This window comes from Nucisporomicrobium flavum, from assembly GCF_016464385.1.
GTDB lineage: Bacteria > Actinomycetota > Actinomycetes > Mycobacteriales > Micromonosporaceae > Actinoplanes > Actinoplanes flavus_A.
The window spans coordinates 134334-152377 of the sequence record NZ_JADMLH010000009.1 but is presented as its reverse complement, the minus strand read 5'-3'; the positions used below and the strand labels follow the sequence as shown (position 1 = coordinate 152377).

18 protein-coding genes are annotated in these 18044 nt (G+C 72.3%); 15 read left to right on the top strand and 3 right to left on the bottom strand.

What is annotated here, in order from left to right:
* Window positions 1-24 precede the first annotated feature (24 nt).
* Window positions 25-597: a TetR/AcrR family transcriptional regulator gene (locus tag IT780_RS22395; protein WP_199513579.1), complete on the bottom strand. Its 573-nt coding sequence runs from the start codon at window positions 595-597 to the stop codon at window positions 25-27.
* A gap of 100 nt (window positions 598-697) precedes the next feature.
* Here IT780_RS22395 and IT780_RS22390 point away from each other — a divergent pair, with 100 nt between their 5' ends.
* Complete coding sequence (locus tag IT780_RS22390) at window positions 698-1894, top strand: FAD-dependent monooxygenase (RefSeq protein WP_199513578.1); 1197 nt, start codon at window positions 698-700, stop codon at window positions 1892-1894.
* A gap of 4 nt (window positions 1895-1898) precedes the next feature.
* Here IT780_RS22390 and IT780_RS22385 read toward each other — a convergent pair whose 3' ends face one another.
* On the bottom strand, window positions 1899-4043 hold the full coding sequence (locus IT780_RS22385) for an elongation factor G-like protein EF-G2 (protein ID WP_199513577.1): 2145 nt from the start codon (window positions 4041-4043) through the stop codon (window positions 1899-1901).
* 245 nt (window positions 4044-4288) lie between these two features.
* On the opposite strand from IT780_RS22385, the gene pgsA reads away from it, so the two are divergent.
* From pgsA to IT780_RS22350, 7 genes are all read left to right on the top strand, one after another.
* Window positions 4289-4942, top strand: a complete 654-nt coding sequence (gene pgsA, locus IT780_RS22380) for a phosphatidylinositol phosphate synthase (RefSeq protein ID WP_199513576.1) — start codon at window positions 4289-4291, stop codon at window positions 4940-4942.
* Window positions 4939-5829, top strand: a complete 891-nt coding sequence (locus IT780_RS22375; protein ID WP_199513575.1) for a phosphatidylinositol mannoside acyltransferase — start codon at window positions 4939-4941, stop codon at window positions 5827-5829. Before pgsA ends, IT780_RS22375 begins: the two co-directional genes overlap by 4 nt.
* Before the next feature lie 14 nt (window positions 5830-5843).
* A complete protein-coding gene (locus IT780_RS22370) occupies window positions 5844-6998 on the top strand; it encodes a glycosyltransferase family 4 protein (RefSeq protein ID WP_199513574.1) in 1155 nt (384 codons plus the stop codon).
* 25 nt (window positions 6999-7023) lie between these two features.
* A complete protein-coding gene (locus IT780_RS22365) occupies window positions 7024-7572 on the top strand; it encodes a hypothetical protein (protein WP_199513573.1) in 549 nt (182 codons plus the stop codon).
* Between the two features lie 113 nt (window positions 7573-7685).
* The gene (gene pdxS, locus IT780_RS22360) at window positions 7686-8597 is read left to right on the top strand and encodes a pyridoxal 5'-phosphate synthase lyase subunit PdxS (protein ID WP_199513751.1); all 912 of its coding nucleotides are present in this window, start codon (window positions 7686-7688) and stop codon (window positions 8595-8597) included.
* A gap of 146 nt (window positions 8598-8743) precedes the next feature.
* Window positions 8744-9349, top strand: a complete 606-nt coding sequence (pdxT, locus tag IT780_RS22355) for a pyridoxal 5'-phosphate synthase glutaminase subunit PdxT (protein ID WP_199513572.1) — start codon at window positions 8744-8746, stop codon at window positions 9347-9349.
* Between the two features lie 19 nt (window positions 9350-9368).
* The gene (locus IT780_RS22350; RefSeq protein ID WP_199513571.1) at window positions 9369-10121 is read left to right on the top strand and encodes a YebC/PmpR family DNA-binding transcriptional regulator; all 753 of its coding nucleotides are present in this window, start codon (window positions 9369-9371) and stop codon (window positions 10119-10121) included.
* A 50-nt stretch (window positions 10122-10171) separates the two neighbouring features.
* Here IT780_RS22350 and IT780_RS22345 read toward each other — a convergent pair whose 3' ends face one another.
* Window positions 10172-10753 carry a hypothetical protein gene (locus IT780_RS22345; RefSeq protein ID WP_199513570.1) on the bottom strand — a complete coding sequence of 194 codons (582 nt, stop codon included), beginning with the start codon at window positions 10751-10753 and terminating at the stop codon, window positions 10172-10174.
* A 144-nt stretch (window positions 10754-10897) separates the two neighbouring features.
* On the opposite strand from IT780_RS22345, the gene ruvC reads away from it, so the two are divergent.
* From ruvC to IT780_RS22310, 7 genes are all read left to right on the top strand, one after another.
* Complete coding sequence (ruvC, locus tag IT780_RS22340; RefSeq protein WP_307831331.1) at window positions 10898-11470, top strand: crossover junction endodeoxyribonuclease RuvC; 573 nt, start codon at window positions 10898-10900, stop codon at window positions 11468-11470.
* The gene (gene ruvA / locus IT780_RS22335; RefSeq protein ID WP_199513569.1) at window positions 11467-12069 is read left to right on the top strand and encodes a Holliday junction branch migration protein RuvA; all 603 of its coding nucleotides are present in this window, start codon (window positions 11467-11469) and stop codon (window positions 12067-12069) included. Before ruvC ends, ruvA begins: the two co-directional genes overlap by 4 nt.
* Entirely contained in the window at window positions 12066-13124 is a 1059-nt protein-coding gene (gene ruvB / locus IT780_RS22330; protein ID WP_199513568.1) for a Holliday junction branch migration DNA helicase RuvB, read from the top strand. The genes ruvA and ruvB overlap by 4 nt, the downstream gene beginning before the upstream one ends.
* A 131-nt stretch (window positions 13125-13255) precedes the next feature.
* Window positions 13256-13630, top strand: coding sequence for a preprotein translocase subunit YajC (gene yajC / locus IT780_RS22325; protein ID WP_372443767.1), 375 nt, complete (start codon window positions 13256-13258; stop codon window positions 13628-13630).
* 218 nt (window positions 13631-13848) lie between these two features.
* Window positions 13849-15738 (top strand): protein translocase subunit SecD, encoded by a 1890-nt coding sequence (secD, locus tag IT780_RS22320; RefSeq protein WP_199513566.1) that lies wholly within the window; start codon window positions 13849-13851, stop codon window positions 15736-15738.
* Between the two features lies 1 nt (window position 15739).
* Entirely contained in the window at window positions 15740-16939 is a 1200-nt protein-coding gene (gene secF, locus IT780_RS22315) for a protein translocase subunit SecF (protein WP_199513565.1), read from the top strand.
* A 304-nt stretch (window positions 16940-17243) separates the two neighbouring features.
* Entirely contained in the window at window positions 17244-17807 is a 564-nt protein-coding gene (locus tag IT780_RS22310; RefSeq protein ID WP_199513564.1) for an adenine phosphoribosyltransferase, read from the top strand.
* Window positions 17808-18044 lie beyond the last annotated feature (237 nt).

Here is an 18044-nt window from a genome sequence, read left to right as displayed (position 1 = left end):
AGCCTAACACCTTTAGGAAATTACCTACACCCTTACGGCTCCGAGGGCGCGTACGCCGGCCGCGATCTGTTCCGCCGACGGCGCCCGGCCGGGATCGGCCAGCCACTGGGTCATCACGCCGGACATCAGCGCCATCGCCACCGAGCCGAGCGTGCGGACGGTCTCGGCGTCGAGGTCGTCCTCGGGGCGGCCGGTGATGAGCGCGGCCAGGCCCCGGCGCCCCTGCTCCATGCCGTCGGCGATCTGCTCGAGCAGGTCGGGGGAGTGCTGGCTCACGAGCATCGCCTCGACGCTGGCGAGCCACAGCGCCCGGTGGGTGCCGAGGGTGCCGATCACCCGCCGCCAGTAGCGGGTCAGCTGGTCGCCGGTCTCGCCCGGCTGCTCGGTGGCCAGCGCGGCGCCGATCGTCTCGCCCCACTCCTCGATGGCGCTCAGCATGGCGGCGTTCATCAGCGCCTGCGTGGAGCCGTAGTGGTAGCCGATCGAGCCGAGGTTGGTGCCCGAGGCGGCCACGATGTCGCGGGCGGTCGTGCGCGCGTAGCCCTTCTCGTAGAGGCAGCGCTTCGCGCCTTCGAGCAGGTCCTCGCGATGTCCCATGCCCGCCATCCTAAGCCCGGTCCAACCACCCCGCCGCCACCCACAAGCGGACTGAAGGCTCGCTCTATACAAACGTATAATACGTTTGTATAGTTGCCGCATGAGCGAGCGTGAGGTTCTGATCTCGGGTGCCGGCGTGGCCGGTCCCGCCCTGGCCATGGCCCTGCACCGGCACGGATTCCGGGTCACGGTCGTCGAGCGGGCCCCGGCCCTGCGCGACGGCGGCTACAAGGTCGACATCCGCGGCGCGGCCGTCGAGGTGCTCAAGCGCCTCGGCGTGTTCGAGGCCGCGCGGGCCGCCGACACCGCGATGCGTACCGTCACCTACGTCCGCGGCGACAGCCGGCCCGTCGCCACCCTCGACGCGAACCTGCTGATGGGCCGCCGCGGCGACGACCTCGAGGTCATGCGGACGGACCTCACCCGGATCCTGTACGCGGCCACCGCCGGCACCGTGGAGTACGTCTTCGGCGACTCGATCGCGTCCCTCGACGAGCGGCCCGACGGCGTGGCGGTGACCTTCGCCGGCGGCGCCACCCGGCGCTTCGACCTGGTCGTGGCGGCGGACGGGCTGCACTCGGCGACCCGGCGCAAGGCGATGGGGGAGGTGCCGCTGCGGCACCTGGGCGCGTACATCTCGATCTTCGACCTCGACGGCGACCTCGGCCTGGACCACGAGGAGGTCTTCCACGTCGAGCCGGGACGGATGGTCTTCGCCTACAGCACCGGCGCCGGGGAGCCGGCCAAGGCCGGGCTGGTGTTCGCGTCGCCGGTGCTGCCGAGGGACGTGGACGGCCGGCGGGTGCTGCGGGAGCGTTTCGCCGGTGCGGGCTGGCGGGTGCCGTCGTTCCTGGAGACCCTCGACACGGTCGACGACCTCTACTTCGACTCGCTGAGCCAGGTCGAGCTGCCGCGCTGGTCGGCCGGGCGGGTCGTGCTGCTCGGCGACGCCGCGCACTGCCCGGCGCCGTCGTCGGGGCAGGGCACGAGCCTCGCGCTGGTGGGGGCGTACGTGCTGGCCGGCGAGCTGGCGAAGGGGGACGGGCACGCGGCGGCGTTCGACCGCTACGAGGCGGTCATGCGCCCGTACGTGGCCCGCAACCAGGAGCTGGGCCGCAAGATGGCCGGCGACATGGTGCCCGGCGGGCGGGTCAAGGTCGCGCTGCTGCACCACGCGATGCGCACCCTGCGGTTCAACCCGTGGAAGCGGCAGATCATCGAGCAGGTCACCCGCCCGCTGCACCTGGCGGCCAACGCCATCGAGCTGCCTTCGTACCCGATGGCGGCGGCCGTCTGAGAGGTCACTTCGCTGCGGCGTGCTCCTTGCGGATCGCCTCGGCCAGGTGGACCGGCATCGGTTCGTGCCGGGCGTACGTGCGGGTGAACGTGCCCGCGCCCGAGGTGAGCGCGCGCAGCTCCACGGCGTAGCGGACCAGCTCGGTCGCGGGCACCTCGGCGCGGACGAAACTGTGCCCGCCGTCGCCCTCGGTGCCCATCGGGCGGCCGCGGCGGCCGGACAGGTCGCTCATCACCGCGCCGACGTACGCCTCCGGCACCCGGACGACGACCTCGTCGACCGGCTCCAGCAGCGTGATCTGGCCCTGCTCGGCCGCCTCGCGCAGGGCCAGCGCCCCGGCGGTCTGGAACGCGGCGTCGGAGGAGTCGACGCTGTGCGCCTTGCCGTCCACCAGCGTCACCCGCAGGTCCACGACCGGGTAGCCGGCGACGATGCCGCGTTCGAGCTGGGCCCGTACGCCCTTCTCCACCGACGGGATGTAGTTGTGCGGCACCGCGCCACCGACCACCTTGTCGACGAACTCGAAGCCGGCGCCGCGCGGCAGCGGTTCCACCTCGATGTCGCAGACGGCGTACTGGCCGTGCCCGCCGGACTGCTTGACGTGCCGGCCGTGGCCCTTGGCCGCGGTGCCGAACGTCTCGCGCAGCGACACCTTCACCGGCTCGGTGTCCAGGTCGACGCCGCCGGAGCGGAGCCGGTCCAGCACGACGTCGGCGTGCGACTCGCCCATGCACCACAGCACCAGCTGGTGGGTCTCGGGGTTGCGCTCCAGCCGCATCGTCGGGTCGCCGGCCACGAGCCGGGCCAGGTTCTTGGCGAGCGCGTCCTCGTCGGAGCGGGACTTGGCGACCACCGCGATCGGCAGCAGCGGCTCGGGCATCGACCACGGCTCCATCAGCAGCGGCTGGTCCTTGCCGGAGATCGTGTCGCCGGTCTCCGCGCTGCCCGACTTGGTGATCGCGCAGACGTCGCCGGCGATGCAGGCGGAGACCTCGCGCAGCTGCACGCCGAGCGGCGAGTAGATGTGCGCGATGCGCTCGTCGGCGTCGTGGTCGGGATGGCCGCGCTCGGTCAGGCCGTGGCCGGAGACGTGCACGGCGGTCTCCGGGCGCAGCGTGCCGGAGAAGACCCGGACCAGGGAGACCCGGCCGACGTGCCGGTCGATCGTCGTCTTGACCACCTCGGCGACCAGCGGGCCCTGCGGGTCGCAGGTCAGCGGCGGGCGCGGGCTGCCGTCCACGCCGGTGACCACGGGCAGGTCGTGCTCCAGCGGCGAGGGCGCGCCGTTGACCAGGCCGTCGAGCAGGGCGTCGAGCCCGACGCCGGTGCCGGCGCAGACCGGGAGGACGGGGTAGAAGTTGCCGCGGGCGACCGCCTTCTCCAGGTCGGGCACGAGCGTGTCGGTGCTGATCAGCTCGCCGCCGAGGTAGCGGTCCATGAGGGTCTCGTCCTCGCTCTCGGCGATGATGCCCTCGATGAGCTGGTTGCGGTCCTCCTGGATGGGGTTCAGGTGCTCGGGCTCGGCCTCGGTGCTGCGCGGCGGGTAGCCCTCGGAGTAGTCCAGCACCCGGAGGGTGACCAGGCCGATGAGCCCGGCGACCGAGGTGCCGTCGTCGCCCAGCATCGGCTGGTAGATCGGCATGACGTTCTCGCCGAACGCGTCCTGGCAGTCCTGCAGCGTCTGCTCGTAGTCGGCCCGGGGGTGGTCGAGCCGGGTGATCGCGACCGCGCGGGGCATGCCGACGGCGGCGCACTCCTCCCAGAGCGCGGTGGTGGCCTCGTCGACACCGTCCACCGCGGAGACCACGAACAGCGCGAAGTCGGCGGCGCGCAGCCCGGCGCGCAGCTCACCGACGAAGTCGGCGTACCCGGGGGTGTCCAGCAGGTTGATCTTCACGCCCTGGTGCGTGACGGGCGCGCACGCCAGGGCCACGGACCGCTGCTGGCGTACGGCGGCCGGATCGTGATCGCAGACCGTGGTGCCCTCGGCCACCGTGCCCGTCCGGGGGATCGTGCCGGTCGCGGCGAGCAGCGCCTCGACGAGCGTCGTCTTCCCCGACCCGGAGTGGCCCACCAGCACCACGTTGCGTACTCTGCCGGGCTCGGTCACCACCGGGCCTGCCGCGTTGTCCTGCGTCTTCTGCGCCATTGCGGGACGCACCTCCCTTTCAGCCCGGTAGGCGGCCATTCTCCGCCGACCCGTCAGGTGCGGCGATGGCGGCCTGCTGTCACACGGGTGTTTCCGCGCTGTCATTGGATCTGACACCCGCCGCAGCAGGGGACGCAACCCCCAGTAGTCATGCCGTCGCGGGACCGAAGTCCCGGGTGACGATTCGGCGACGCGTGACCGGGGCCGTACCCAGGCGTCGCGGTCGCCGATAGGGTGGGACCCCCATGGCAAAGATCGTCAACGTGACCGCCCGTGCTGTCTTCTCGTACGGGATCAACCCCGTCGCCCGCTTCCTGCTGCGCATCGGTGTCACGCCGAACGCCGTCACCGTCGCGGGCACTGTCGGCGTGCTCTTCGGCGCCTCGTTCGGCGCGCGCGGCGAACTGTTCTGGGGCACCGTCGTGGTGACCGCCTTCGCGCTCACCGACGCCCTCGACGGCACGATGGCCCGCATGCGCGGCGGCACCGGGCACTTCGGGGCCCTGCTCGACTCGTCGATGGACCGCATCGCCGACGGCGCCGTGTTCGGTGCGGTCGTCTACTACCTCGCCACCGAGCACAACCCGTACAACGGGGTGTGGGCGGCGCTCATCTGCCTGGTCGGCGGGCAGGTCGTCTCGTACGTGAAGGCCCGCGCGCAGAGCCTCGGCCTCAACGCCGACGTGGGCCTCGCCGAGCGCCTGGAACGCCTGTTGATCGTGGGCGTCGGCGGCCTGCTCGGCGCCGCGGGGCTGGACTGGGGCCTGCCCGCGGCGCTCTGGGTGCTCGCCGTGCTCTCCGTCGTCACGGTCCTCCAGCGGCTGATCCACGCGTCGCGCTCCGACCGGCCCGACGCCGCGCCGCCCGCGCCCGTGCGGCCCGCGGGTGATCTGCCGTGAAGGACCGGCTCACCGAGCTGGGCTACGCCGCGGGGTGGCGGCTCGCCCGCACGCTCCCGCTGCCGGCGGCGCGCGCGCTCTTCAACGCCGGCGCCGACCGGGCCGCCCGCGGCAACGGTCCCGGCACCCAGCGGCTGCGCCGTAACCTGCGCCAGGTGGTCGGCCCGGAGCTGCCCGAGGCCGAGCTGGACGAGCTGGTCCGGGCCGGGCTGCGCTCGTACGCGCGCTACTGGATGGAGGCCTTCCGGCTTCCGTCGCAGTCGAAGAAGGACTTCCTGCGCGACTTCGACCTGCTCGACGAGGCCGAGATCGACGAGGTTCTGGCCCAGGGCAACGGCGCGGTCCTGGCCCTGCCGCACACCGGCAACTGGGACGCGGCCGCCGCCTGGCTCGTCTCGAAGGGGCACCGGCTGATCACCGTCGCCGAGCGGCTCAGGCCCGAGGGGCTGTTCGAGCGCTTCGTGGCGTACCGGGAGAAGCTCGGCATGGAGGTCGTACCGCTGACCGGGGGCCAGCGCGCGCCGCTCGACGTGCTCGCGGAGCGGCTGGCCGAGGGCTGGGCGGTGGCGCTGCTGGCCGACCGTGACCTGTCCGCCCGCGGCGTCGAGGTCGAGTTCTTCGGCGGCCGCACCCGGATGCCGCCCGGGCCGGCCCTGCTCGCGCTGCGCACCGGCGCCCCGCTCTACGCCGTCGACCTGTGGTTCACCGAGAAGCAGACGGTGGGCAGCATCCGCCGCATCGAGCCGGCCACCGAGGGCGCGCTCGACGTACGGGTCAAGGTGACCACCCAGCGGCTCGCGGACGCCTTCGCGGAGGGCATCGCCCGGCACCCGCAGGACTGGCACATGCTGCAGAAGATGTGGCTCACCTCGGCCGCCCGGGTCTGAGGGGGCGGTCCAGCGTGCGGATCGGGATCGTCTCGCCGTACTCCTTCGACGTGCCCGGCGGCGTGCAGAACCACATCGTCGACCTCGCCGAGGCGCTGATCGGGCTCGGCCACGAGGTGAGCGTGCTGGCCCCGGCCGACGAGGACGCCGCGCTGCCGCCGTACGTGGTGCCCGCGGGGCGCGCGCTGCCGCTGCCGTACAACGGCTCGGTGGCCCGCATCGCGTTCGGCCCGGTCTCCACCGCGCGGGTCCGGCGCTGGCTGGCCCGGGGCCGCTTCGACGTGCTGCACGTGCACGAGCCGATGACGTTGAGCCTGTCCATGCTGGCCGTGCTGTCGGCGCGCGGGCCGGTGGTGGCCACGTTCCACACCGCGATGATCCGGTCCCGGGCGCTCTCCGCCGCGCAGGGGCTGCTGCAGCTGGTCGTGGAGAAGATCACCGCCCGGATCGCGGTCAGCGAGCTGGCCCGCAAGGTGCAGGTCGAGCACCTGGGCGGCGGCGCCGTGGAGATCCCGAACGGGGTGGCGGTGGCGAAGTTCGCCACGGCGGAGCCGTTGCCGGGCTGGCCGGGCGAGGGCGGCGCGCTGGGTTTCCTCGGCCGCTTCACCGAGCCGCGCAAGGGCTTCGAGCTGCTGCGTACGGCCTTCGTCACGCTGGCCCGCGAGCGTCCCGGCCTGCGCCTGCTGGTGGCCGGCCCGGGCGACCGCGACGAGCTGTACGACGGCATCCCCGCCGACCTGCGGCCCCGGGTGGAGTTCCTGGGCCTGGTCAGCGAGGCCGACAAGGCCCGGATGCTGCGCAGCGTCGACGTGTACGTGGCCCCGAACACCGGCGGCGAGTCGTTCGGCATGATCCTGACCGAGGCGATGGCGGCCGGCGCGGCGATCGCGGCCAGCGACCTCGACGCCTTCCGCCGCGTGCTCGACGGCGGCCGGGCCGGTGCGCTGTTCCCGACCGGTGACGCCGCCGCGCTGACCACCCTGCTCGCAGAGCTCCTCGACGATCCGGACCGTCGCTCCGAGCTGGCGCAATGCTCACGCACCGTAGTCACGGCGTTCGACTGGCCCGTGGTGGCGAAACGGGTTCTCGAGGTGTACACGACCGCGATCGAGGCCACCGACGGGCGGGTCTTCGACGACGAGTGGGCCGAACCACGTCCCGGGACGTGACTCTCCGACACGATCAGGCACTACGATGCCCGGCATGTGGTGGCTTGTGGCGACGCTCGCGGTGGTCTCTGTGCTCGCGGCGTACCTGGCCTGGACCGCGCACCGCGTCGAACGGGTCCACGTGCGCGCCCAGTCGGCGGCCCGGGCCCTCGACGCGCACCTGCTGCGGCGCGCCGCCGCGGCTGCCGTGGTCGCCGAACGCACCGACTTCGTCGAGCTGTACGCGGCCGCCCGCCTCGCCCTGGACGCCCTGCCCGACGAGCGCGAGGCGGCGGAGAACGACCTGACCCGCCAGCTGCAGGACGCCTCGCTCACCGCGTCCGACCCGGCCGCGACCGCCCTGGTGGGCACCAGCCGCCGGGTGGCGCTGGCCCGCCAGGTGCACACCGACCACGTCCGCGACGCCCTCACCGCCCGCGGCCGCCCGGTCGTACGCCTGCTGGGCCTCGCCCGGCAGTACGAACGCCCCCGCTACTTCGACATCGTCGACCCGACCCTGCCCGACCCGGTGCCCGTGGCGCCGCGCCCGGCCGACCCGGTGGAGACCGCGCCCGCCCGCATCCCAGCAGTCTGAGTGCTCTTGGGAACACTCTGGAGAAGGCCACTTGGGGGTCGATTGGCCATCGGAGTGGCCTGCCCCGGCGCATAAAATTCCTCGCGAACCCGATCTCTGTGAGGAGCCGACCCATCGTGTCCGAGAGCGCGACCGACAGCCAGCCCACCACCGGTACGGCCCGCGTGAAGCGCGGCATGGCCGAGATGCTCAAGGGCGGTGTGATCATGGACGTGGTCACCCCGGAGCAGGCCAAGATCGCCGAGGACGCCGGCGCCGTCGCCGTCATGGCCCTCGAGCGGGTGCCCGCCGACATCCGCGCCCAGGGCGGCGTCTCCCGCATGAGCGACCCCGACATGATCGACGGCATCATCGCCGCCGTCTCGATCCCGGTGATGGCCAAGGCCCGCATCGGCCACTTCGTCGAGGCGCAGGTGCTGCAGGCCCTCGGCGTGGACTACATCGACGAGTCCGAGGTGCTCACCCCGGCCGACTACGCCAACCACATCGACAAGTGGGCCTTCACCGCCCCCTTCGTCTGTGGCGCCACCAACCTCGGGGAGGCGCTGCGCCGCATCACCGAGGGCGCGGCGATGATCCGCTCCAAGGGCGAGGCCGGCACCGGCGACGTCTCCAACGCCACCACCCACATGCGCACGATCCGCGCCGAGATCCGCCGGCTCACGTCGTTGCCCGAGGACGAGCTGTTCGTCGCCGCCAAGGAGCTGCAGGCGCCGTACGACCTCGTCAAGGAGGTCGCCGCGCTCGGCAAGCTGCCGGTCGTCATGTTCACCGCCGGCGGCATCGCCACCCCCGCCGACGCGGCCATGATGATGCAGCTCGGCGCCGAGGGCGTCTTCGTGGGCTCCGGCATCTTCAAGTCCGGCAACCCGGCCCAGCGCGCCGCCGCCATCGTCAAGGCCACCACCTTCCACGACGACCCCGACGTGATCGCCAAGGTCTCCCGCGGCCTCGGCGAGGCCATGGTCGGCATCAACGTCGAGGACGTCCCGCAGCCGCACCGCCTCGCCGAGCGCGGCTGGTAGAGCAGATCCGAGTAGCCGCGCCGGGCCCGGGGGGCGGGGCGGCGGCCGGGCCGGGGGGACCCGGACCCGCGGGGGGGGTGCCCCGTCCCGCGCGGGGGCGCCGCGGCGCCCGGGGCCCCGGGCGCGGCGCCATGTCCGGAGGAACGATGAACATCGGTGTGCTCGCCCTGCAGGGCGACGTCCGCGAGCACCTGGGCGCGCTCGCCGAGAGCGACGCCCTCGCCCGCCCGGTACGCCGCCCCGAGGAACTCGACGACGTCGACGCGCTGGTGATCCCCGGCGGCGAATCCACCACCATGAGCAAGCTCGCCGTCACGTTCGGCCTGCTCGACCCGATCCGCAAGCGCATCGCCGACGGCATGCCCGTCTACGGCTCCTGCGCCGGCATGATCATGCTGGCCACGACCGTCCTCGACGGCCGCCCCGACCAGGAGACCTTCGCCGGCATCGAGATGACCGTCCGGCGCAACGCGTTCGGCCGGCAGGTCGACTCGTTCGAGGCCGGCGTGCACATCGACGACGTGCCCGGCGGCGATTTCCACGCCGTCTTCATCCGGGCGCCCTGGGTCGAACAGGTCGGCGCCGACGTGCGGGTGCTGGGCCGCGTCAGCGACGGACCCGCCGCCGGTAGGATTGTCGCCGTCCGGCAGGGGAACCTGCTCGCCACGGCTTTCCACCCGGAGCTGACCGGGGACCTCCGCGTTCACCGGTACTTCGTCGAGATGGTCCGCCAGGCCGCAGACGCACGGTAGGCACACACGGAGGTTACGTATGTCCGGCCACTCAAAGTGGGCGACCACCAAGCACAAAAAGGCCGTCATCGACGCCAAGCGCGGCAAGATGTTCGCCAAGCTGATCAAGAACGTCGAGGTGGCGGCCCGCGTCGGCGGTGGCGACCCGGCCGGTAACCCCACGCTCTACGACGCCATCCAGAAGGCCAAGAAGAGCTCGGTGCCCAACGACAACATCGACCGCGCGGTCAAGCGCGGCTCCGGCCTGGAGGCCGGCGGCGCCGACTGGCAGACCATCATGTACGAGGGGTACGGCCCCAGCGGCGTCGCCATGCTCATCGAGTGCCTCACCGACAACCGCAACCGCGCGGCGACCGAGGTGCGCACCGCGCTGACCCGCAACGGCGGCACGTTCGCCGACGCCGGCTCGGTGTCGTACCTTTTCAACCGCAAGGGCGTCATCATCGTCCCCAAGGGCGGGCTGTCCGAGGACGACCTCATGCTCGCGGTCCTCGACGCCGGCGCCGAGGAGATCAACGACCTCGGCGACTCGTTCGAGGTCGTCAGCGAGCCCGGCGACCTGGTGGCCGTCCGCAAGTCGCTGCAGGACGCCGGCATCGAGTACGACTCGGCCGAGTCCTCCCTGGTCCCCACGATGACCGTCCCGGTCGACGAGGAGGCCGCGCGCAAGGTCTTCAAGCTGATCGACGTGCTCGAGGACTGCGACGACGTGCAGAACATCTACGCCAACTTCGACGTCAGCGACGAGATCATGGCGGCGCTCGACGCCTGAACGAAGCTTGTCGCGGCCGCCCGGGTCCTGATCCGGGCGGCCTTCGTCGTTCACGCCACGTTCGAGGCCGCCGACATGAAATGGATCAAATAGCCGAAGAGCAGCACGACCCCGATGCCCACCCGGGTGTAGCGCCACCACACGTACCGCCGGTACGCGTGCACCCACGCGATCTCCGCCTCGGCCACCACGCCGGCTTCGTCGCGTACGGTCGTCGGCAGCAGATCCGCCAGACGCTGCGCGACCGTCACCGCCACCGCGCGCGACGGGGCCTCCTCCGCCTCGGCGGCAGCCGCGGCCGGCGGCCGGTACCAGTCCAGAGCCTCCGCGGACGGGCCGACCGTCACCTCGACCGGATAGATCTGCTCCTCGCGCCACTGCTTCGTCCGCACCTCCAGCCGGTGCGCCAGATACGGGCCCGTCACATCCTGCCCACGCAGCCAGCCCTCCCAGCGCAACCGGCGCCAATGCACCGCCAGGTCCGTGAGCACATCGATCGCCAGCGCGTCCGACTGCCGGTCACCGCCGGACAGGCGCGCCGCCTCCGCGCGCAGACCGGCGAGACGATCCGCCACGAACGCGATGAACTCCGGTGGCGGCTCGTCGTCCATCGGCGGGACCAGATGAGCCACAGCGATCCTCCCACCCCATAGTCGAGTGGCGGCGGTCACAACACAACCGGTCGATCCGGGTACCCCACGTGTGTCGCTCGAAGCGGGCAGGTCGCGGCGTACTAGGGTGTCGAACACACGTACGTGAGACAGGGGAGGTCCGTGGTGCGCGTGCTCGGCATCGACCCGGGACTCACCCGCTGCGGAGTCGGCGTCGTCGAGGGCGTACCCGGCCGGCCCTGCAAGCTCATCGGCTACTACGTCGTCTACACCGAACCCGACGACGAGCTGCCCATGCGGCTGCTGCACCTCGACAGATCCCTCACCGACCTCGTCGCCGAGCACCGGCCCGACAGCGTCGCCGTCGAACGCGTCTTCAGCCAGCACAACACCCAGACGATCACGGGCACCGCCCAGGCCAGCGGCATCGGCATCCTCGCCGGCGCCCGCGCCGGACTGCCCGTCGAGACCTACACGCCCAGCGAGGTCAAAGCCGCCGTCACCGGCTCCGGCACCGCCGGCAAGGCCCAGGTCACCAGCATGGTCACCCGCCTGCTCAACCTCGACGGGCCACCCCGCCCCGCCGACGCCGCCGACGCCCTCGCCATCGCGATCTGCCACATCTGGCGCGGCGGCACCCGCGCACGCCTGCAGGCCGCCGCCGTCCGGGCCGCCACCGCCGGCCGCCGCGTGGCGCCGCGCCCCGCTCCCCGCCGTACCCCAGGAGGTCCTCGATGATCGCCAGCGTGCGCGGCACCGTCGCCGCCATCGCCGCCGACAGCGCCGTCATCGAGGTCGGCGGCGTCGGCCTCGCCGTGCAATGCGCCCCCGGCACCCTTGCCGGCCTGCGCACCGGCGCCGAGGCGCGGCTCGCCACCAGCCTCGTCGTCCGCGAGGACTCGCTCACCCTGTACGGCTTCGCCGACGACGACGAGAAGCACCTGTTCGAACTCCTCCAGACGGCCAGCGGCGTCGGCCCCCGCCTCGCGCAGGCGGTGCTCGCCGTCCACCAGCCCGAAGCCGTCCGCCGCGCCATCTCCGCCGGCGACATCGCCGCGCTGACCCGCGTGCCCGGCATCGGCAAGAAAGGCGCCGAACGCCTCGTCCTCGAACTCCGCGACCGCATCGGCGCCGTCTCCACCGGCGCCGACGGTGTGGCCGGTGCGCTCACCGGCGGCTGGCAGGACCAGGTCCGCCAGGGCATCCTCGCGCTCGGCTGGTCGGCGCAGCAGGCCGACCAGGCGGTCGCGGCGGTCGCCGAGTCCGTCGACGGCGAGACACCCCCGGTCCCCGTCCTGCTCCGCCAGGCCATCCGCCTGCTGGGCCGCACCCGATGACCGACGACCTGGTGTCGCCGTACGCCGAGGACGAGGACCTGGACGCGGAAGCCAGCGTCCGGCCCCGCCGCCTCGCCGACTTCATCGCCCAGCACCGCGTCCGCGACCAGCTCGAGTTGCTCCTCAAAGGAGCGATGGGCCGCGGGACACCCCCGGACCACATTCTTCTCTCAGGGCCGCCTGGCCTGGGGAAGACGACGCTGGCGAACATCGTGTCGGCGGAGCTGGGGACGGGGATCCGGACCACCAGCGGGCCGGTGATCGAGCGGTCCGGTGACCTCGCCGCGATCCTCACCAGCCTGGGCCCCGGCGACGTGCTGTTCATCGACGAGATCCACCGGATCGCGAAGCCCGCCGAGGAGCTGCTCTACAGCGCCATGGAGGACTTCCGGGTGGACGTGATCGTCGGCAAGGGGCCGGGCGCCACCGCGATCCCGCTCGACGTCGAACCGTTCACGCTGGTCGGAGCCACCACGCGGGCCGGGCTGCTGTCCGGGCCGATGCGCGACCGGTTCGGGTTCGTCGCCCATCTGGACTTCTACTCGCCGGCCGACCTGGACGCTCTGCTGCACCGGTCGGCGCGCATCCTCGGGGTGCCGATCACGCCCGAGGGGGCCGCGGAGATCGCCGGGCGGTCGCGGGGGACGCCGCGGATCGCCAACCGGCTGCTGCGGCGCGTACGGGACTACGCCGAGGTCCGGGGCAACGGCATCGTGGACGAGGAGACGGCGAAGGCGGCCCTGGCCGTGTACGACGTCGATCAGCTGGGCCTCGACCGGTTGGACCGGGCGGTGCTGCGGGCGCTGATCGAGTCGTTCCGGGGCGGACCGGTCGGCCTGTCCACGCTGGCCGTGGCGGTGGGGGAGCAGTCCGACACCGTCGAGGAGATGTGCGAGCCGTTCCTCGTGCGCGCCGGGCTGCTGGCCCGCACGCCGCGGGGGCGGGTGGCGACCGACGCCGGGTGGCGGCACCTGGGCAGGACGCCGCCGGAGGGCCGGGCGGGGATGCCGCACCAGCCGGACCTGTTCGCCCGGGATGCGGATTCCTCTCCGTAATGTGAACGTGACGTGTGCCGCGCGGTGACTTCCCAGGTACAGGGATTAGACTCGCCGCCGTCCACCGGGATGTATATGTCGCCACACCGCGTGCCCTGGGTCGCGATGGTGGCCCCACGGAAGGTTTCCTCGTGTTCTCAGCAGCTCAAGCGCAGGGCGGGAGCAGCTTCATGCCGCTCCTCCTGATCGTCCTGCTCTTCGGCGTCATGTACGTCATGATGATCCGCCCGCAGCAGAAGCGGCGCCGCGAGGCGCAGGCGATGCAGTCGGCGCTCGGTCCCGGCGACGAGATCGTGACCATCGGCGGCCTGCACGCCACGGTGGTCGCCATCGACGACGACGTCGTCACGGTGGAGCTCTCCCCGGGTGTCACCGCCCGGTACGCCCGTCCGGCGATCGCCCGCGTGCTCAAGCAGGAGCCGATCGCGGAGGAGCCCGTCGAGGCCCCGATCGCCGAGGAGCCGATCCAAAGCCCCATCGTCGAGACGCGCAAGAACAACGACTGATTCCGCGTCCTGTGGCCGCCGGCCGGGCGGCCACACCGGCGCGGATCGCGCACGGGCCACGGGTCGGGGCACCCGAGCGGCCCGTTTGTTGTGAATAATCGTCGCCGGGCGGTTCGACCGTTTCTCGCGTCCGACGCCCGGCGCCGCATGCTCCACCCAATCCCCACCCGCGGCCGTGCGCTCCCGCGGCGGCTCTCAGCACGAGGAGATCGACAGTCGTGGCACGACCACCACAGGGACAACCGCATCCCGGGCGGCAACTCGCCGTGCTCGGTTTCCTCTTCGTGATCCTGTACGTGCTGGTGTTCTGGGGTCCGGGCACCAAGGGCCTGGGCTATCAGGAGCGGCTGCACCCGAAGCTCGGCCTCGACCTGGTCGGCGGCACGCAGGCGACGTACGTCGCCTCGCTGGCGGGCGGCAAGGCGCCGAGCCCGGAGAGCATGGAGGAATCCCGCAAGATCATCGATCAGCGGGTAAACGCCCTGGGCGTCGCCGAGGCCGAGGTCGTCGTCGAGGGCAACCGCAACATCGTGGTCTCCGTCGCCGGTGAGGCGAACGACCAGCTGAAGAACGTCGGCCAGGCCGCGCAGATGCGGTTCCGCAAGGTGCTCAAGGCGACCGGCGACAACGCCGCGGTGGCCCTGAACCCGCCGTCGGCCGCGCCGAGCGCCAGCGCCGCGCCCAAGCCGAGCGCCTCCGCCGGCGCCAAGGCTCCGGCCGTGACCGGCAGCCCCGCGCCGTCCGCCTCCGCCGGCGGCCAGGGCGGCTGGGAGCGGGCGCCGTCGCCGAGCGCCACCCCGTCGGCGCCCGCGGCCACCCCGTCGGCCGCCCCGGTCTCGCCTCCTCCGGTCAGCGCCGGCGTCCAGGAGCAGCGGGCCGCGATCCAGAAGAAGGTCGGCGCGGAGGCCTGGGCCGCCGCGGAGAAGCTGACCGACCCGGTCGACCTCTCGTCGGACCCGGCCGCGGGCCAGAAGTTCAAGGCGTTCAGCACGCTGAGCGGCGACGAGGTCAACGCGCTGACGCCGGAGATGCAGTTCAACGTCCCGACGATCAGCTGCGACCAGCTCAACAAGCGTCCCGCCGGCGCCATCGACGAGGTCAAGTCGAAGGTGGTGGCCTGCCAGAGCGGCGCGAAGATGCTGCTGGACGTCGCCAAGGTCGTCGGTACGGACATCGACACCGCGTCGCCGCAGCTCGACCAGCAGAGCGGCCAGTGGGTCGTCTCGCTGGACTTCACCGGCCCCGGCCAGTCCAAGTGGACGGCGCTGACCCGCGAGGCCTTCCAGCCGGGCGCGAACGACACCTGCCTCACCGCCGCGCAGGCGCTGTCCACGGGTGCCACGCACTGCCTGGTCGCCGTCGTGCTCGACAAGGAAGTCATCTCGGCGCCGGAGATCCAGGGCGTGCTCAGCGGCCAGTCCCAGATCACCGGGCAGTTCAGCTCGTCCTCGGCCAAGCAGCTCGCCGACCAGATCAAGTACGGCGCGCTGCCGGTGACCTTCGAGGCCGGCACCACCCAGACGGTCACCGCGACGCTGGGCCTCGCGCAGCTGAAGGCGGGCCTGATCGCCGCCGCGATCGGCATGGGCCTGGTCGCGATCTACGCCTTCTTCTACTACCGGCTGCTCGGCTCGGTCATCTTCCTGAGCCTGGTGCTGTCGGGTCTGCTGACCTTCGGCGCGCTGGTGGTGCTCGGCCGGACGACCGGGTTCACGCTGACGCTCGCCGGCATCGCCGGTTTCATCGTCTCGCTCGGTGTCGCGGCGGACTCGTTCGTCATCTACTTCGAGCGCCTCAAGGACGAGATCCACGAGGGCCGCAGCGCGCGTAGCGCCGTACCACGGGCGTGGGCGCGGGCGCGGCGTACCATCATCTCCGCCAACACCATCACCATCATGGCGGCCGTGGTGCTCTACATCGTGTCGATCGGCGCGGTGCGGGGCTTCGCGTTCGCGCTGGGCCTCTCCACGGTCCTGGACCTCGTCGTGGTGTTCCTGTTCCGTCACCCGATCATGACGTTGTTCGCGAGCACGAAGGCGTTCCTGTCGCCGCGCGTCAGCGGTCTCGGCCGCGTCCTGCAGCGCACCCCGACCGAGAAGGAGGCCTGACATGGCCATGGGCCTGGGCGAACGCCTCTACCGGGGCGAGGCCAACCTCAACATCGTCGGCCGCCGCAAGACGTGGTTCGCGGTCGCTGCGGCGCTGGTCCTGCTCGCGCTCGGCAGCTTCCTCGTCCGCGGCTTCCACCTCGGCATCGAGTTCTCCGGCGGCACCCAGTTCGAGATGCCGGCGCAGGTCGGCAGCACCACCGCGGCGCGCAACGCCGTCGTCAAGGCCGTGAACAGCGCCGGCGTCGGCGAGGAAGCCAACGTCACCGCGGCCCAGCAGGTCGGCAGCGGGGACAGCCGGACATATTCGGTACGCACCGCGGCGCTGTCGCAGCAGGAGGCCACCGCGGTCAAGGAGGCCATCGCCAAGGACCTCGGCGTGCCGTCCGAGAAGATCAACGACAACCGGGTCTCGGCGGCGTGGGGTGGCCAGGTCACCCAGCAGGCGCTGCTCGGCCTCGGCATCTTCCTGGTGCTGGTGCTCGGCTACCTGGTCGTCCGCTTCGAATGGCGGATGGCGGTCGCGGCGGTCACGTCGCTGCTGCTCGACCTCGTCCTCACGGCGGGCGTGTACTCGCTGGTCGGCTTCGAGGTCACCCCGTCGACGGTGATCGGCTTCCTGACGATCCTCGGCTTCTCCCTGTACGACGTCGTCGTCGTGTTCGACAAGGTGCAGGAGAACACCCGGGGCATCACCGCGGGCAGCTCGCAGACGTACAGCGAGGCCACCAACCTGGCGGTCAACCAGACCCTGATGCGCTCGATCAACACGGGCCTGGTGGCGCTGCTGCCGGTCGGCGGCCTGCTCTTCATCGGCGCCGGCCTGCTCGGCGCGGGCACCCTGAAGGACCTCGGCCTCGTGCTCTTCGTCGGCATGGGCCTCGGCGTGCTCTCCTCGATCATGTTGGCGGCGCCGATGCTGTCGGCGCTCAAGGACCAGGAACCGCGGATCAAGTCCCACAACGCCCGCGTCCTGGCCCGCCGCTCATCGGCTCGCTCCGGCGACGTGGCCCGCGGCGACCGGGCCCGCGCGGGTGCTGGTACGGGTGCGGGTGCGTCCAAGACCGGCACGGACGAGGTCCCGGCGCTGGCCGGCTCCACCCCGTCGGCGACGCCGCGTCCGGGCGCCCGGCCCGCGGGCAAGCGGAACCGCGGGGGCGGCGCCGGCAACCGGCCGAGCGGCGGCCAGAAGCGCCGCTGATCCCTGTCGTTCGAACGGCGGCCCGTCACCCTCGCGGTGGCGGGCCGCCGCGGCGTTTGCGGGCAAGTTCGTGACGCGGCCGGCTTTGTGCGGCCCGGCCCGGCTTGGCCCGGCTTGGCTTGGCCCGGCTTGGCTTGGCCCGGCCCGGCCCGGCTCGGCTTGGCCCGGCTCGGCTCGGCTCGGCTTGGCCCGGCCCGGCCCGGCTTGGGCCGGTTTGGTGCGCCCGGCTTGGTCGTGGCGGCGTGGCGGGGTGGGTCGGCGGGCGGGGCCGCGCGCCGTGGGGGGACGCCCTAGGCTGTGCCGCGTGACGGAAACTACTGCAGAGGTACGGGGGGACAGCGGCCCCGAGGTTGCCGCGCTGGTCGCGAGCCGGGTCGTCGATGTTCCCGACTTCCCGAAGCCGGGGATCCTCTTCAAGGACCTGATGCCGCTGTTCGCCGACGGCGAGGTGTTCCACGCGGTGATCGACCGGATCATCGCGCACCACGGTGCCGATTCGTTCGATGTAGTGGCCGGGGTCGAGGCGCGCGGGTTCGTGCTGGCGGCGGCTGTCGCGTACGCGACCGGTAAGGGTGTCGTGCCGATCCGTAAGGCCGGGAAGCTGCCGCGGGACGTGTTCGCCGCCTCGTACGCCCTCGAGTACGGCGAGGCGACCCTCGAGGTGCACCAGGACGCCTTCATCGCCGGTCATCGGGTGCTCGTGCTGGACGACGTGCTCGCTACCGGGGGTACGGCCGGGGCGGCGGTGGAGCTGGTCGAGCAGGCCGGTGGGACGGTCGCCGGCCTGACCGTGCTCATGGAGCTGGGCTTCCTGGGCGGGCGGGAACGGCTGGCTCCCCGTACGGTGCATGCGCTCTTGACCGTTTGATCCTGTTGTGGCCGGATGGTGGCACTGTTTCCGGCCGCCAGGCCGGGCCGCCGGGGAAGTCCGGGCGGGTAGGATGGCGTTTCCAACCAGGTGAGCAGTAGCGACGTGAGGAGGCCGGTGTCCAGCGACGTCGCCCCTCCGACGGAGGGCACGGTGCAGCCGACCGACGCGACCAAGGCTTCCACGCCGCCGAACGACTCGGCGACGCCGGCGAAGCCTGACGGAGCTACCCCGACC

What these genes read in the sequence shown, in the direction of transcription:
- IT780_RS22395 (WP_199513579.1), bottom strand. Translation starts at nt 597, where the DNA reads ATGGGACATCGCGAGGACCTGCTCGAAGGCGCGAAGCGCTGCCTCTAC.
- IT780_RS22390 (WP_199513578.1), top strand. Translation starts at nt 698, where the DNA reads ATGAGCGAGCGTGAGGTTCTGATCTCGGGTGCCGGCGTGGCCGGTCCC.
- IT780_RS22385 (WP_199513577.1), bottom strand. Translation starts at nt 4,043, where the DNA reads ATGGCGCAGAAGACGCAGGACAACGCGGCAGGCCCGGTGGTGACCGAG.
- pgsA (WP_199513576.1), top strand. Translation starts at nt 4,289, where the DNA reads ATGGCAAAGATCGTCAACGTGACCGCCCGTGCTGTCTTCTCGTACGGG.
- IT780_RS22365 (WP_199513573.1), top strand. Translation starts at nt 7,024, where the DNA reads ATGCCCGGCATGTGGTGGCTTGTGGCGACGCTCGCGGTGGTCTCTGTG.
- pdxT (WP_199513572.1), top strand. Translation starts at nt 8,744, where the DNA reads ATGAACATCGGTGTGCTCGCCCTGCAGGGCGACGTCCGCGAGCACCTG.
- IT780_RS22350 (WP_199513571.1), top strand. Translation starts at nt 9,369, where the DNA reads ATGTCCGGCCACTCAAAGTGGGCGACCACCAAGCACAAAAAGGCCGTC.
- ruvA (WP_199513569.1), top strand. Translation starts at nt 11,467, where the DNA reads ATGATCGCCAGCGTGCGCGGCACCGTCGCCGCCATCGCCGCCGACAGC.
- ruvB (WP_199513568.1), top strand. Translation starts at nt 12,066, where the DNA reads ATGACCGACGACCTGGTGTCGCCGTACGCCGAGGACGAGGACCTGGAC.
- secF (WP_199513565.1), top strand. Translation starts at nt 15,740, where the DNA reads ATGGCCATGGGCCTGGGCGAACGCCTCTACCGGGGCGAGGCCAACCTC.